Here is a 14458-nt window from a genome sequence, read left to right as displayed (position 1 = left end):
GGAAAATAAGTTCCAATCACGAAAGGAGGTTGAATTTTTGTTTCTGTCTAATGAAAACAGAGCAAAAATTTGACCTTTTTTGACCTAGATATTATAATAGTCTTATCTTCAGTCATTTGACCAACAAAATTAAAATTCAAAAGGAGAAATGAATGATTCCTGTAGTTATTGAACAAACAAGCCGTGGAGAACGTTCCTACGATATTTACTCACGTCTTCTAAAAGACCGCATCATTATGCTGACAGGTCCGGTAGAAGACAATATGGCTAACTCTGTTATTGCCCAATTACTTTTCTTGGATGCCCAAGATAGTACAAAAGATATTTACCTTTATGTCAATACACCTGGTGGTTCTGTTTCAGCTGGTTTGGCAATCGTTGATACTATGAACTTTATCAAGGCAGATGTCCAAACTATCGTGATGGGGATGGCTGCATCTATGGGTACTGTCATCGCATCAAGTGGAGCAAAAGGCAAGCGTTTCATGCTTCCAAATGCAGAGTATATGATCCACCAACCAATGGGTGGTACAGGTGGAGGTACTCAGCAAACCGATATGGCGATCGCTGCAGAACACTTGCTCAAAACTCGTAATACCTTGGAAAAAATCTTGGCTGAAAATTCAGGTCAGTCAATCGAAAAAGTCCATGCAGATGCAGAACGCGATAACTGGATGAGTGCTCAAGAAACACTTGAATATGGCTTTATTGATGAAATCATGGCCAACAATTCATTGAACTAATGATGAAAGAAGGCAAACTCGACTGGGTTTGCTTTTTTTGGTATAATAGGGAGAGATTTCTTAGAAAGAGGATTCATCATGTTTGAAAAAGTCAATCGATCTGGCTTGATTATCTATCTTTACTATAATCGTGATGCCAAAAAACTGCAGGATTATGGAGATATTACCTATCATTCCAAGAAACATCGTTACTTACAACTCTATGTTCCAACTCAAGAAGTGGAGCAATTGGTCGGACACTTGAGCAAGGAAAAATTTATAAAAAAAGTCAGAGTTTGTCATATCCAAGAGCTGGAAACACCCTTTGTGGGTAATCTCTATCGAGAGGAAAACGTTATCATCGAAAAAGTTCAAGAAAAGTGTTGACAATTTTCTGATAATTCGGTATATTCTTAACATGCTATTTATTTAAGAAATAAGGAGACAAAATAAGATGAAGAAAAAATTTGCCCTATCGTTTGTGGCGCTTGCAAGTGTAGCTCTTCTTGCAGCCTGTGGAGAAGTGAAGTCTGGAGCGTCAAACGCTGCTGGTAACTCAGTAGATGAAAAGACAATCAAAATCGGATTTAACTTCGAGGAAACTGGTGCCGTAGCAGCCTACGGTACATCTGAACAAAAAGGTGCCCAACTTGCTGTTGATGAAATCAATGCCGCAGGTGGTATCGATGGAAAACAAATCGAAGTAGTTGATAAAGATAACAAGTCTGAAACAGCTGAGGCGGCTTCAGTAACAACTAACCTTGTAACCCAATCTAAAGTATCAGCAATCGTAGGACCTGCGACATCAGGTGCAACTGCAGCTGCGGTAGCTAACGCTACAAAAGCAGGTGTTCCATTGATTTCGCCAAGTGCGACTCAAGATGGATTGACTAAAGGTCAAGATTACCTCTTTATCGGAACATTCCAAGATAGCTTCCAAGGAAAAATTATCTCAAACTATGTTACTGAAAAATTAAACGCTAAGAAAGTTGTTCTATACACTGACAACGCCAGCGACTATGCTAAAGGTATTGCCAAAGCCTTCCGTGAAGCATACAAAGGTGAAATCGTTGCAGATGAAACTTTCGTAGCAGGTGACACAGACTTCCAAGCAGCTCTTACAAAAATGAAAGGGAAAGACTTTGATGCTATCATTGTTCCTGGTTACTACACTGAAGCTGGTAAAATTGTAAACCAAGCGCGTGGTATGGGAATTGACAAACCAATCGTTGGTGGTGATGGATTCAACGGTGAAGAGTTTGTGCAACAAGCAACTCCTGAAAAAGCATCAAACATCTACTTTATCTCAGGCTTCTCAACTACTGTAGAAGTTTCAGCTAAAGCAAAAGCCTTCCTGGACGCTTACCGTGCTAAGTACAATGAAGAGCCTTCAACATTTGCAGCCTTAGCTTATGATTCAGTTCACCTTGTAGCAAACGCAGCAAAAGGTGCTAAAAACTCAGGTGAGATTAAGGACAACCTTGCTAAAACAAAAGACTTTGAAGGTGTAACTGGTCAAACAAGCTTCGATGCGGACCACAACACAGTCAAAACAGCTTACATGATGACCATGAATAATGGTAAGGTTGAAGCAGCAGAAGTTGTAAAACCATAATAGAAAATGTTGAAATAGGGAATGAGCCTCTGACTCACTCCCTGTTTCGATGTTTAATACTCTTTGAAAATCAAATTCAAACTGCGTCAACGTCGCCTTGCCGTACTCAAGTACAGCCTGCGGCTAGTTTCCTAGTTTGCTCTTTGATTTTCATTGAGTATAAGAACCTATCAAAAAGTGAGGGAAAACCCTCAAAATTATATATAGAAAGAGTGAATCTTATGCTCCAACAACTAGTAAATGGTTTGATTCTAGGTAGTGTTTATGCGCTGTTAGCCCTAGGATATACCATGGTTTACGGAATTATCAAGCTCATCAACTTCGCCCACGGTGATATTTATATGATGGGAGCCTTTATCGGTTATTTCTTGATTAATTCTTTCCAAATGAATTTCTTTGTAGCGCTTATTGTAGCTATGATAGCGACAGCCGTCCTTGGTGTCGTGATTGAGTTTCTTGCTTACCGACCTTTGCGCCACTCTACTCGTATTGCTGTTTTGATTACGGCTATTGGGGTGTCTTTCCTATTGGAGTATGGCATGGTCTATCTGGTTGGTGCCAATACTCGTGCCTTCCCTCAAGCGATTCAAACAGTTCGCTATGATTTGGGGCCAATTAGCTTAACGAATGTACAGTTAATGATTTTGGCCATTTCCTTGATTTTGATGATTTTGTTACAAGTCATTGTCCAAAAGACTAAGATGGGGAAAGCCATGCGTGCTGTATCTGTAGATAGCGATGCGGCACAATTGATGGGGATCAATGTAAACCGTACTATCAGCTTTACCTTTGCTTTGGGTTCAGCTCTTGCGGGTGCAGCTGGTGTTCTGATTGCCCTCTATTATAACTCTCTTGAGCCTTTGATGGGGGTTACTCCAGGTCTTAAGTCTTTCGTTGCCGCAGTACTTGGTGGTATCGGGATTATTCCTGGTGCGGCTCTTGGTGGTTTTGTGATTGGTTTATTGGAAACTTTTGCGACAGCCTTTGGAATGTCAGACTTCCGTGATGCCATTGTTTATGGAATCCTGTTGTTGATCTTGATTGTCCGCCCAGCAGGTATTCTTGGTAAAAATGTGAAAGAGAAGGTGTAAACGATGAAAGAAAATTTAAAAGTTAATATTCTATGGTTACTCCTTTTGTTAGCTGGCTATGGCTTGATTAGTGTATTGGTTTCAGTTGGAGTACTCAACCTATTCTATGTACAGATTTTACAACAAATTGGAATTAATATTATTTTGGCTGTTGGCCTTAACTTAATCGTTGGTTTTTCAGGACAATTTTCACTTGGGCATGCTGGTTTCATGGCGATTGGTGCCTATGCAGCAGCTATTATTGGTTCTAAATCACCAACCTACGGTGCCTTCTTTGGAGCCATGCTTGTAGGTGCTTTGCTTTCAGGGGCAGTTGCCTTGCTTGTCGGAATTCCAACCTTACGCTTGAAGGGGGACTATCTTGCGGTAGCGACTCTTGGTGTTTCTGAAATTATCCGTATCTTTATCATCAATGGTGGAAGCCTTACAAATGGTGCAGCAGGTATCTTGGGAATTCCAAACTTTACAACTTGGCAAATGGTTTACTTCTTTGTCGTGATTACAACCATTGCAACCTTGAACTTCTTGCGTAGTCCAATTGGTCGTTCAACCCTCTCCGTTCGTGAGGATGAAATTGCTGCAGAGTCAGTCGGTGTTAATACAACTAAAATTAAAATTATTGCTTTTGTCTTTGGTGCTATTACTGCAAGTATTGCAGGGTCACTTCAGGCAGGATTTATCGGCTCTGTCGTACCGAAAGATTACACCTTCATCAACTCAATCAATGTTCTTATTATTGTTGTATTTGGTGGACTTGGTTCCATTACAGGTGCAATTGTTTCAGCAATTGTCCTTGGAATTTTGAATATGCTTCTCCAAGATGTTGCTAGTGTGCGTATGATTATTTACGCTTTGGCCTTGGTCTTGGTAATGATTTTCAGACCAGGTGGACTCCTTGGAACATGGGAATTGAGCCTATCACGTTTCTTTAAAAAATCTAAGAAGGAGGAACAAAACTAATGGCATTACTTGAAGTAAAACAGTTAACCAAACATTTTGGCGGTCTAACAGCTGTTGGAGATGTGACTCTTGAATTGAACGAAGGGGAACTGGTTGGACTAATCGGTCCAAATGGAGCTGGGAAAACAACCCTTTTCAACCTTTTGACGGGTGTTTATGAACCAAGTGAGGGGACAGTAACCTTAGATGGTCACCTTTTGAATGGAAAGGCACCATATAAGATTGCTTCTTTGGGACTTGGACGTACTTTCCAAAATATCCGTCTCTTTAAAGACTTAACAGTTTTGGACAATGTTTTGATTGCCTTTGGCAACCATCACAAACAACATGTTTTTGCTAGTTTTTTGCGCTTACCAGCTTTTTACAAGAGTGAAAAAGAATTAAAAGCTAAAGCTTTGGAATTGTTGAAAATCTTTGATTTAGATGGTGATGCAGAGACTCTTGCTAAAAACCTCGCCTACGGACAACAACGTCGTTTGGAAATTGTTCGTGCCCTTGCTACGGAACCTAAAATTCTCTTTTTAGATGAACCAGCAGCAGGGATGAACCCACAGGAAACAGCAGAATTGACTGAGTTAATTCGTCGTATCAAAGATGAATTTAAAATTTCAATCATGCTGATTGAACACGATATGAACCTGGTCATGGATGTTACAGAACGTATCTACGTACTTGAATATGGTCGTTTGATTGCTCAAGGAACTCCAGACGAAATTAAGACCAATAAACGCGTTATTGAAGCTTATCTAGGAGGTGAAGCCTAATGTCTATGTTAAAAGTTGAAAATCTTTCTGTACATTACGGTATGATCCAAGCAGTCCGTGATGTAAGCTTTGAAGTGAATGAAGGAGAGGTTGTTTCCCTTATCGGTGCCAATGGTGCAGGTAAGACAACTATTCTCCGTACCTTGTCTGGTTTAGTTAGACCGAGTTCAGGAAAAATTCAATTTTTAGGTCAAGAAATCCAAAAAATGCCAGCTCAGAAAATCGTGGCAGGTGGTCTTTCACAAGTTCCAGAAGGACGCCACGTCTTTCCTGGCTTGACTGTTATGGAAAATCTTGAAATGGGAGCTTTCTTAAAGAAAAATCGTGAAGAAAATCAAGCTAATTTGAAGAAAGTTTTCTCACGCTTTCCTCGTCTTGAAGAACGGAAGAACCAAGATGCAGCTACTCTTTCAGGGGGGGAACAACAAATGCTTGCCATGGGACGTGCTCTTATGTCAACACCAAAACTTCTTCTTTTAGATGAACCATCAATGGGACTTGCCCCAATCTTTATTCAAGAGATTTTTGATATCATTCAAGACATCCAGAAACAAGGAACAACCGTCCTCTTGATTGAACAAAATGCCAATAAAGCACTCGCAATCTCTGACCGAGGATATGTACTGGAAACAGGGAAAATCGTTCTATCAGGAACAGGAAAAGAACTCGCTTCATCAGAAGAAGTCAGAAAAGCGTATCTTGGTGGCTAAAACAATCCAGTGGATTGTTTTAGTCGGCAGATGAAGATTACGAAGCAGTCATCAAATCCAGGGGATTATTTTAGTCTGCATATAGAGATTGCAAAGCAATTCTCATCTGCACTGGAAGGTTAGCTTCTAATCATTGAAATGGAACAGAATGAAGTGTGTCTACCCTTCATTCACAGAGCTCGATTTCAGAGCTCATTGTCAACTGTAGTGGTTTGAAGAAAAGCTAAGATCTAGAAAGGACACGTTTCGTCCTTTCTTTTTTGATGTTCAGAGCGATAAAAATCCTTTTTTTGAAGTTTTCAAAGTTCCGAAAACCAAAGGCATTGCGCTTGATAAGTTTGATGAGATTATTCGTTGCTTCCAGTTTGGCGTTGGAAAAGGGGAGTTGAAGGGCGTTGGCAATTTTCTCTTTATCCTTGAGAAAGGTTTTAAAGACAGTATGAAAAAGAGGATGAACCTGCTTTAGATTGTCCTCAATGAGTCCGAAAAATTTGTCTGCCTCCTTGTTCTGAAAGTGAAAAAGCAGGAGTTGGTAGAGATGATAGTGGTGTTTCAAGTCTTCCGAATAGCTCAAAAGCTTATCTAGAATCTCTTTATTGGTCAAGTACATACGAAAAGTAGGGCGATAAAAACGTTTATCGCTGAGTTTTCGACTATCTTGTTGAATGAGTTTCCAGTAACGCTTGATAACCTTGTATTCATGAGATTTTTGATGAAACTGATTCATGACTTGAACACGGACACGACTCATAGCACGGCTAAGATGTTGTACAATGTGAAAGCGATCCAACACGATTTTAGCGTTTGGGAGTGAAACAGTCTGGGAGACTGTTTCAGCCTGAGCCTAGAAATTAGAAAGCGAATCTGTTTAGCTAAGGCATAGTAGGGACTAAACATATCCATAGTAATGATTTTCACCTGACATAGGACTGCTCTATCGTAGCGCAGAAAATGATTTCGGATGATAGGCTGTGTTCTTCCCTCAAGAACAGTGATGATATTGAGATTGTCAAAATCTTGCGTAATGAAACTCATCTTTCCCTTGGTAAAGGAGTACTCATCCCAAGACATAGTCTTTGGAAGCCGAGAAAAATCATGCTTAAAGTGAAAGTCATTGAGCTTGCGAATGACAGTTGAAGTTGAAATGGCCTGCTGGTGGGCAATATCGGTCATAGAAGTCTTTTCAATCAACTTTTGCTCAATTTTTATTGATGAGAGAAGTTTTGGAGAGAGTCATTTTCGAGAAATGATAGCACTTGAAACAGCTTTTCTAAGAAGGGGTTCTATTGGGGATACCAATTGTTTCAAGGTAAGGAATTTTAGACAATTTTTGAAAATCATATTTCTTCATTTGGCTAGCGTAATCAGGACGAGATAGAGCATCATAATCCAGTTTAGCGATGATTTCCTGTGGATATTCCTGTTAATTTAATTGTTCCATACGATTCTTTCTAATGATGGTTTGGTCATTTTTCATTCTAGATATTACGGAACTTTTTCTACAACAAAATAGGCTTCATAATATCTATAGGGAATTTACCCACTACAAATATTATAGTTCCCTGTTTTCTTACTATAGAATCTAACTTGACAAAAGCAAATGTTCATTGTATAATCGAATAGATAAAAACATTGAACAAAAGAGGTTGAGGATATGCTATCAAAAAAACAATTTAAACTTTTACATTTTTTGTTGACTAACAAAGACGAAAACTTTACGCAGAGACAATTGGCTGAACAGCTAGATATCGCTTTGGGGACGGTAAATAATCTTCTCAAGGAATGTAAAGAAGAGAAGTGGATCAGTGAGGAAAATCACTTAACTGACTTAGGTGAGGATGCTTTGGCTCCGTATCAGGTGAAGAATGCCATTATCATGGCTGCAGGTATGAGTAGCCGCTTTGCCCCTTTGTCTTATGAGCTACCTAAAGGATTGCTTCAAGTCAAAGGTGAGCGTTTGATTGAGAGAGAAATCAAGCAATTGCAAGAAGCTGGGATAGAGGATATTACAGTCATTGTAGGTTATCTGCAAGAAAAAATGTTCTATCTGGCAGAAAAGTTTGGCGTTAAAATCGTTGTGAATAATGATTACTACAAATACAATAACTGTTCTTCTCTCATGCTAGTCAGAGATCAACTTTCCAACACTTATATCTGTTCATCAGATAATTATTTTGTAGAAAATCCGTTTGAACGATACATTTACAGGGGTTATTATTCGACTATATTTGCAGAAGGAGACACAGACGAATACTGCTCTAAGGAAGACTCCAATCACACGATTATCGATATTCAAATCGGTGGGACGAATACTTGGGCTATGGTGGGGCACGTTTATTTTGATCGTGCATTTAGTGAAAAGTTTGTAGATATTTTAGAAACTGAATTTAAGCACGAACCATATCGCGAACAACTCTGGGAAGATTATTATAGTCGTCACGTCAAGGAGCTTCCTTTAGAAGCTCGGCATTATTCAGCAGACATTGTTAAGGAGTTTGATTCACTAGATGAGTTGCGTCAGTTTGATGAACACTATTTGGTGAATACGAATTCGGAAATCATTGATAACATCTGTAAGACATTAGGATGTATAGCTTCAGATATTGTCAATATCAAACCTCTAAAAGATGGTCTAACCAACACTTCGTTTTCATTTGACTGCCTAGGGAAGAAATGTGTTTACCGTCATCCGGGTAGAGGAACGGAGAATTATATCGATCGTGCTAGTGAAGCGGCTTCCATGGAAATTGCTGCAAAATTAAAGATTGACCGTACTTTTGTTGCCATGAACAAGAATGAGGGCTGGAAAATTTCAGAATTTATCCCTAATGCCAAGCAACTAGATTATGATAATTGGGATGATGTAGCAAAAGCAATGGAGCTCTTGAGACGCTTGCACCAATCTGGAGAAAAAACAGATCATTCTTTTGATCAATTTGAGGGAATTGATGATTTTAGACAAAAATTAAAAGCTAGCAATCGTTTTGAATTTGATGGACTTGAAGAGTTGGATAAGAATGTCTCAGTTCTCGAGAAGCTTTTACAAGAAGATAAAGCGAAAAAGGTTCTCTGCCACGGAGATTCTTATAGCCCAAATTTTTTGTTGAATGAAGCTGGAGAAATGAGCTTGATTGATTGGGAATATTCTGGTATGGGAGATCCAGCAGGAGATTTAGGAACCTTTATCGGGTGTTCAAATTATACAGTAGAAGAAGCTGAAAAGGTACTTGAAATCTATTTAAAAGAAGTTCCAGACAAGAGAACCAAACGACACTATTTTGCCTATGTATCAGTGACTTCATATTATTGGTTTTTGTGGGCCCTGTTCCAAGAAAGCGTTGGAAAACCAGTAGGTGAATTTCTTTATATCTGGTATCGTTATACCAAGCAGTATGGAAAACTTGCATTAGATTTATACTTAGAGGAGAATTGAGATGAAACCGACATCTGAAATTGAAGAATTAGTAGCAAATGAAACGAAAAGAAGGCTAGAAGAAATGGAATCACCAAACTATGTGTTTGCTCAGCCATTTTTAAAAAGTGATTTTACTATAGTCATCGCCCTAGTCATAGTCAACCTCATTTTGATTATCCTAGCCATGACAGGAGGTATTCAATAAAATGTCCAAGATGAATGACTTTATTCAACAGGAGACGATAACGGGAATTGTTCCCATGACCAACAAGGATCGTCAGTATTCTTTCTGGGATCTCTTCTTATCGACAAGTGGTTTTGCTATTGCAACTTGGTGTTATACCCAAGGAGCTTATGTGGCTCAATATTTGACCTTTAATCAAATGTTGATTAATATTTTTAGCTTTAACATTATCTGGGTTTTTATCGAATGTCTCCCAATCTTGTTTGCGGTTAAATATGGAATTGATTTGTGGATTTGGTTGAGGGCTGTCTTAGGAAAAAAAGGGGTAGCCTTGCTATCAACCATTATTAGCTTAGCTAACTTTGGCTGGTACGCCGTTGCGGCTAATCTTTTTGCCAATTCTATGATCCACTTGGGAAATAATTTTGGCCTTGGTTTAGACAAGGGAGTATGGGCACCGATTTTAGGTACTCTCTGTGTTCTCCTTGGAACGCTGATTGCCCTTGGAGGTCCAGAAGTGATCAAATGGACCAATAGATTCTTGGTCATTGCCTTGTTGATTGTCGGTCTCATTATCGTTGGAATCTGTTTTGTAGCTGTGCCTATCACTGACATTATGAATATTCAACCAGCTACCCAAGGAGATTTAACGCCATTAGAACGCTTCATGCTTTCTGGGGAAGGAAATGTTGCTTTTGCCTTCTCTTGGTCTACACAAGCATTGGTCTTGCCACGTTTGGCAAAATCAGAACGTAGTGGCTATTGGGCTACAGCTTTATCATACGGGATTGTCGCTCCATTCTTCGTTGCGACAGGTGGAGTCATGGCTCTAGCCATGTTTGTCAAAACAGGTGTTTATGAAAGTGATCCAACGACGATGCTTTCCACTCTAAGCACACCTGCCTTTGCCCTTTTAAGTTTACTATTAGTAGCCTTTGCCAATATTGGAACCCAAGGTACAGGATCTTATGTGAACTGTATGATTGTAAAAAGTGGGATGCCCAAAGTAAGCTATAAACTAATGGTTTGGATTGCCATGGTTTACGTGAGCCTACTCACCATCTGGGGAGGAGTAGAAGAGTATTTCGGCTCTTTCATCTCCCTAGCCGCCTATATTCAGGGGCCAATTATTGGTATGATTGTTGTTGATTATTTTATCTTAAGAAAACGAAAACTTGACTTGCGTTCAGCTTATTTCCTTGAGGGACACGATGCTTACGAGTTTACCAAAGGATTTAACTTAGTTGGCTTATCTTGCGTATTTATCTCCTTGTTGGTTGCAGTACTATTTGTTTATAACCCTGTAACAGCACAGATTCAAAGCCCAATCTTTTTAATCACAACGGGTAGTGGCTTTACTGCGATTTTTGGAGGTCTATTGTACTGGTTAGCTAGCTTAACTCGTTTAAAACGCTATATGCTCAAGGATCGAGATTCCATTACGATTTAAGAATAGAGGATTGATTAGAAACGTCCCTCTTACTAGAGAATTTAGAAAATCTTTATTGATACGGTAGAATAGGCTGAACAGGTATTTGAAATTTCTGTAGAAGAAATTCCAAACGTGAAAACGAAATACAGCTATCTAGCTCAGGTGTTTGGAACATCATACTATCACTCTTTTGTGAGGATTATTTTAAGTAAATCCATTAGGAAAGTTTCTCTATATTTGGTACCACTATAGTGGGCAGTATGGTCAACTAAAATTAATTTTTAGTCGGAGGAATGACAAAATAAGAATTGGTATTGAACTTGAACAATTAGTTGTAGGAGAAACTAAAAAATGACTATAAAAATGAAAGCCTTAATCTATGTGTATTTATCTCCCCTTTCTTAAAAGTTTATTTTACATAAGTAATTGATATGATAGTCAATCATATTCTGATTATCTTAGCCATGACAGGAGGTATTCAATAAAATGTCCAAGATGAATGACTTCATTCAACAGGAGACCATAACGGGAATCGTTCCCATGACCAACAAGGATCGTCAGTATTCTTTCTGGGATCTCTTCCTATCGACAAGTGGTTTTGCCATCGCAACCTGGTGTTATACCCAAGGAGCCTATGTGGCTCAATATTTAACCTTTAATCAAATGTTGATTAATATTTTTAGTTTTAACATTATCTGGGTCTTTATTGAATGTCTCCCTATTTTGTTTGCGGTTAAATATGGAATTGATTTATGGATTTGGTTGAGAGCCGTTCTAGGTAAAAAAGGGGTGGCCATTCTATCAACCGTGATTAGTCTGGCGAATTTTGGTTGGTACGCCGTTACCGCTGATCTTTTTGCCAGCTCCATGATTCATTTGGCAAATAATTTTGGGCTTGGTTTAGACAAGGGAGTATGGGCACCGATTCTAGGCACCCTCTGTGTTCTCCTTGGAACGCTGATTGCTCTTGGGGGCCCAGATGTGATTAAAGGTACTAATCGCTTTCTGGTGGTTGCCTTGTTATTTGTTGGGCTAATCATCGTTGGAATCTGTTTTGTTGCGGTTCCGATTAGCGATATTATGAATGTCCAACCTGCCATCCAAGAAAATTTGACACCGATTGAACGTTTTATGATGTCAGGGGAAGGAAATGTGGCCGTAGCCTTTTCTTGGTCTACACAAGCCTTTGTCTTACCACGTTTGGCAAAATCAGAACGCAGTGGCTATTGGGCTACAGCCTTGTCATATGGGGTTGTTGCTCCATTCTTTGCTGCGACAGGTGGAGTCATGGCTCTAGCCATGTTTGTCAAAACAGGTGTTTATGAAAGTGATCCAACAACCATGCTATCAACTCTAAGCACACCTGCCTTTGCCCTTTTAAGTTTACTACTAGTAGCCTTTGCAAATATTGGAACCCAAGGGACAGGATCATACGTGAACTGTATGATTGTAAAAAGTGGGATGCCCAAAGTAAGCTATAAACTAATGGTTTGGATTGCCATGGTATACGTGAGCCTACTTACAATTTGGGGAGGAGTGGAAGAGTACTTCGGTTCCTTCATCTCACTAGCCGCTTATATTCAAGGACCCATTATCGGAATGATAGTTGTCGACTACTTTATTTTGAGAAAACGAAAACTCGATTTGCGTTCAGCCTATTTCCTTGAGGGACATAAAGCTTATGAGTTTACAAATGGCTTTAATCTGGTAGGATTATCTTGTGTAATCATTTCCTTGTTAGTTGCGGTACTATTTGTTTATAACCCTGTAACAAAGCACATCCAGAGTCCTATGTTCCTGCTCACAACTGGTAGTGGCTTCACTGCAATTTTTGGAGGTCTATTGTACTGGTTAGCTAGCTTAACTCGTTTAAAACGCTATATGCTCAAGGATAAAGATTCCGTTAAGATTTAAGTTTAAGAGAGAACGTTGTGTACTACCCCAAAAAGTTGGAAAAATAATTATTGAAAGGATTTAGTTCTGTATTGCACAGGACTAAGTCCTTTTAGTTTTACATTAATTCGTTTATTATTGTAGTAATCAATGTAGTCTACAATAGCTTGTTCTAATTGCTTAAGAGACGTAAACGTCTTCTTATAGCCATAAAATATTTCCGATTTCAAAATGCCGAAGAAGGAAGCCACGTCTTCCCTGGCTTGACTGTTATGGAAAATCTAGAAATGGGAGCTTTCTTAAAGAAAAATCGTGAAGAAAATCAAGCTAATTTGAAGAAAGTTTTCTCACGCTTTCCTCGTCTTGAAGAACGGAAGAACCAAGATGCGGCCACACTTTCAGGAGGGGAACAACAAATGCTTGCCATGGGACGCGCTCTTATGTCAACACCAAAACTTCTTCTTTTAGATGAACCCTCAATGGGACTTGCCCCAATCTTTATCCAAGAGATTTTTGATATCATTCAAGACATCCAGAAACAAGGAACAACCGTCCTCTTGATTGAACAAAATGCCAATAAAGCACTCGCAATCTCTGACCGAGGCTATGTACTGGAAACAGGAAAAATTGTCCTATCAGGAACAGGAAAAGAACTCGCCTCATCAGAAGAAGTCAGAAAAGCATATCTGGGTGGCTAAACTAGTCTGGGAGACTAGTTTAGGTTGCGGATAGAGATTGCAAAGCAATCTTTATCTACATTAAAAGATGAATTTCTAATAATTGAAAAAATCGAATGAAATGTATCTTACCTTCATTCAGAGAGCTCTATTTCAGAGCTCTTTTTGCTAGCTTATTCATACTTTTCTGAATTTTGAAAAAGAAATGTAAGCGTTTGATAGATTTACAAAAAGATTGTATAATAGGGATAAGAATAGAAAAGGAGAAGTCTCATGGCAGTTAAAGATTTTATGACCCGCAAGGTAGTTTATATTAGTCCGGATACAACAGTATCTCATGCAGCAGATTTGATGAGAGAGCAAGGGTTGCACCGCTTGCCTGTTATCGAAAATGATCAATTGGTTGGTTTGGTAACTGAAGGAACCATTGCGCAAGCTAGTCCATCAAAAGCAACCAGTCTTTCTATCTATGAGATGAATTATCTTCTAAATAAGACCAAAGTAAAAGATGTCATGATTCGAGATGTTGTTACTGTTTCAGGTTATGCTAGTCTAGAAGATGCAACTTATCTGATGCTGAAAAACAAGATTGGTATTCTTCCTGTTGTTGATAACCATCAAGTCTATGGTGTTATTACTGACCGTGACGTTTTCCAAGCCTTTCTTGAAATTGCTGGCTATGGTGAAGAAGGAATTCGTGTGCGCTTTGTTACTGAAGATGAAGTCGGTGTTCTCGGAAAGATTGTTTCTTTGATTGTAGAAGAAAATTTGAATATCTCCCATACAGTCAATATTCCACGAAAAGATGGCAAGGTGATTATCGAAGTACAAATCGATGGCTCAATTGATTTACCAGCCTTGAAAGAAAAATTTGAATCAGAGAATATTCAAGTAGAAGAAATTACTCGAACTTCAGCAAAAGTCTTGTAAGAAGGGAAGCCGAAAGGCTTCTTTTTGCGTGCAATAAGGGATTAGAGCAAAAAATGGAAAGAAAT

Annotated in this window: 12 protein-coding genes and 3 pseudogenes; 13 read left to right on the top strand and 2 right to left on the bottom strand. The window is 39.0% G+C overall.

Going from position 1 to position 14458, the window contains the following annotated elements; translation table 11 throughout:
- Positions 1 to 152: 152 nt before the first annotated feature.
- From clpP to KB197_RS07440, 7 genes are all read left to right on the top strand, one after another.
- Complete coding sequence (gene clpP / locus KB197_RS07470; protein WP_000613475.1) at positions 153 to 743, top strand: ATP-dependent Clp protease proteolytic subunit ClpP; 591 nt, start codon at positions 153 to 155, stop codon at positions 741 to 743.
- A 78-nt stretch (positions 744 to 821) separates the two neighbouring features.
- Entirely contained in the window at positions 822 to 1109 is a 288-nt protein-coding gene (locus KB197_RS07465) for a YlbG family protein (RefSeq protein WP_049492230.1), read from the top strand.
- Positions 1110 to 1176: 67 nt separating this feature from the next.
- On the top strand, positions 1177 to 2337 hold the full coding sequence (locus KB197_RS07460) for an ABC transporter substrate-binding protein (RefSeq protein ID WP_115904789.1): 1161 nt from the start codon (positions 1177 to 1179) through the stop codon (positions 2335 to 2337).
- A 221-nt stretch (positions 2338 to 2558) separates the two neighbouring features.
- Positions 2559 to 3428: a branched-chain amino acid ABC transporter permease gene (locus tag KB197_RS07455; protein ID WP_212573851.1), complete on the top strand. Its 870-nt coding sequence runs from the start codon at positions 2559 to 2561 to the stop codon at positions 3426 to 3428.
- Between the two features lie 3 nt (positions 3429 to 3431).
- The gene (locus KB197_RS07450) at positions 3432 to 4388 is read left to right on the top strand and encodes a branched-chain amino acid ABC transporter permease (protein WP_000662290.1); all 957 of its coding nucleotides are present in this window, start codon (positions 3432 to 3434) and stop codon (positions 4386 to 4388) included.
- Complete coding sequence (locus tag KB197_RS07445; protein ID WP_212573850.1) at positions 4388 to 5152, top strand: ABC transporter ATP-binding protein; 765 nt, start codon at positions 4388 to 4390, stop codon at positions 5150 to 5152. The genes KB197_RS07450 and KB197_RS07445 overlap by 1 nt, the downstream gene beginning before the upstream one ends.
- Positions 5152 to 5862 carry an ABC transporter ATP-binding protein gene (locus KB197_RS07440; RefSeq protein WP_064276928.1) on the top strand — a complete coding sequence of 237 codons (711 nt, stop codon included), beginning with the start codon at positions 5152 to 5154 and terminating at the stop codon, positions 5860 to 5862. Before KB197_RS07445 ends, KB197_RS07440 begins: the two co-directional genes overlap by 1 nt.
- A 223-nt stretch (positions 5863 to 6085) precedes the next feature.
- Here the strand turns inward: KB197_RS07440 and KB197_RS07435 are convergent.
- Positions 6086 to 7273, bottom strand: a pseudogene (locus KB197_RS07435) (transposase); the annotation flags it as partial.
- A 243-nt stretch (positions 7274 to 7516) separates the two neighbouring features.
- Here KB197_RS07435 and KB197_RS07430 point away from each other — a divergent pair.
- From KB197_RS07430 to KB197_RS07415, 4 genes are all read left to right on the top strand, one after another.
- On the top strand, positions 7517 to 9295 hold the full coding sequence (locus KB197_RS07430) for a phosphotransferase (RefSeq protein WP_212573849.1): 1779 nt from the start codon (positions 7517 to 7519) through the stop codon (positions 9293 to 9295).
- Position 9296: 1 nt separating this feature from the next.
- Positions 9297 to 9482, top strand: a complete 186-nt coding sequence (locus tag KB197_RS07425) for a hypothetical protein (RefSeq protein ID WP_004261584.1) — start codon at positions 9297 to 9299, stop codon at positions 9480 to 9482.
- A 1-nt stretch (position 9483) separates the two neighbouring features.
- A complete protein-coding gene (locus tag KB197_RS07420; protein WP_064276925.1) occupies positions 9484 to 10911 on the top strand; it encodes a cytosine permease in 1428 nt (475 codons plus the stop codon).
- Positions 10912 to 11379: 468 nt separating this feature from the next.
- The gene (locus KB197_RS07415) at positions 11380 to 12807 is read left to right on the top strand and encodes a cytosine permease (RefSeq protein ID WP_004261582.1); all 1428 of its coding nucleotides are present in this window, start codon (positions 11380 to 11382) and stop codon (positions 12805 to 12807) included.
- Between the two features lie 47 nt (positions 12808 to 12854).
- Here KB197_RS07415 and KB197_RS07410 read toward each other — a convergent pair.
- Positions 12855 to 13034 (bottom strand): annotated as a pseudogene (locus KB197_RS07410) (IS3 family transposase); the annotation flags it as partial.
- On the opposite strand from KB197_RS07410, the pseudogene KB197_RS07405 reads away from it, so the two are divergent.
- A pseudogene (locus KB197_RS07405) lies at positions 13026 to 13484 on the top strand (ABC transporter ATP-binding protein); the annotation flags it as partial. The pseudogenes KB197_RS07410 and KB197_RS07405 overlap by 9 nt on opposite strands.
- A gap of 252 nt (positions 13485 to 13736) precedes the next feature.
- Complete coding sequence (locus KB197_RS07400; RefSeq protein ID WP_000268666.1) at positions 13737 to 14393, top strand: CBS domain-containing protein; 657 nt, start codon at positions 13737 to 13739, stop codon at positions 14391 to 14393.
- Positions 14394 to 14458 lie beyond the last annotated feature (65 nt).

The organism is Streptococcus sp. 11-4097, assembly GCF_018215285.2.
Taxonomy (GTDB): domain Bacteria; phylum Bacillota; class Bacilli; order Lactobacillales; family Streptococcaceae; genus Streptococcus.
The sequence above is the reverse complement of the archived record's forward strand: the minus strand, read 5'-3'. Positions and strand labels throughout refer to the sequence as shown.

What these genes read in the sequence shown, in the direction of transcription:
- KB197_RS07440 (WP_064276928.1), top strand. Translation starts at nt 5,152, where the DNA reads ATGTCTATGTTAAAAGTTGAAAATCTTTCTGTACATTACGGTATGATC.
- KB197_RS07400 (WP_000268666.1), top strand. Translation starts at nt 13,737, where the DNA reads ATGGCAGTTAAAGATTTTATGACCCGCAAGGTAGTTTATATTAGTCCG.
- clpP (WP_000613475.1), top strand. Translation starts at nt 153, where the DNA reads ATGATTCCTGTAGTTATTGAACAAACAAGCCGTGGAGAACGTTCCTAC.
- KB197_RS07430 (WP_212573849.1), top strand. Translation starts at nt 7,517, where the DNA reads ATGCTATCAAAAAAACAATTTAAACTTTTACATTTTTTGTTGACTAAC.
- KB197_RS07450 (WP_000662290.1), top strand. Translation starts at nt 3,432, where the DNA reads ATGAAAGAAAATTTAAAAGTTAATATTCTATGGTTACTCCTTTTGTTA.
- KB197_RS07420 (WP_064276925.1), top strand. Translation starts at nt 9,484, where the DNA reads ATGTCCAAGATGAATGACTTTATTCAACAGGAGACGATAACGGGAATT.
- KB197_RS07445 (WP_212573850.1), top strand. Translation starts at nt 4,388, where the DNA reads ATGGCATTACTTGAAGTAAAACAGTTAACCAAACATTTTGGCGGTCTA.
- KB197_RS07455 (WP_212573851.1), top strand. Translation starts at nt 2,559, where the DNA reads ATGCTCCAACAACTAGTAAATGGTTTGATTCTAGGTAGTGTTTATGCG.
- KB197_RS07460 (WP_115904789.1), top strand. Translation starts at nt 1,177, where the DNA reads ATGAAGAAAAAATTTGCCCTATCGTTTGTGGCGCTTGCAAGTGTAGCT.
- KB197_RS07415 (WP_004261582.1), top strand. Translation starts at nt 11,380, where the DNA reads ATGTCCAAGATGAATGACTTCATTCAACAGGAGACCATAACGGGAATC.
- KB197_RS07465 (WP_049492230.1), top strand. Translation starts at nt 822, where the DNA reads ATGTTTGAAAAAGTCAATCGATCTGGCTTGATTATCTATCTTTACTAT.
- KB197_RS07425 (WP_004261584.1), top strand. Translation starts at nt 9,297, where the DNA reads ATGAAACCGACATCTGAAATTGAAGAATTAGTAGCAAATGAAACGAAA.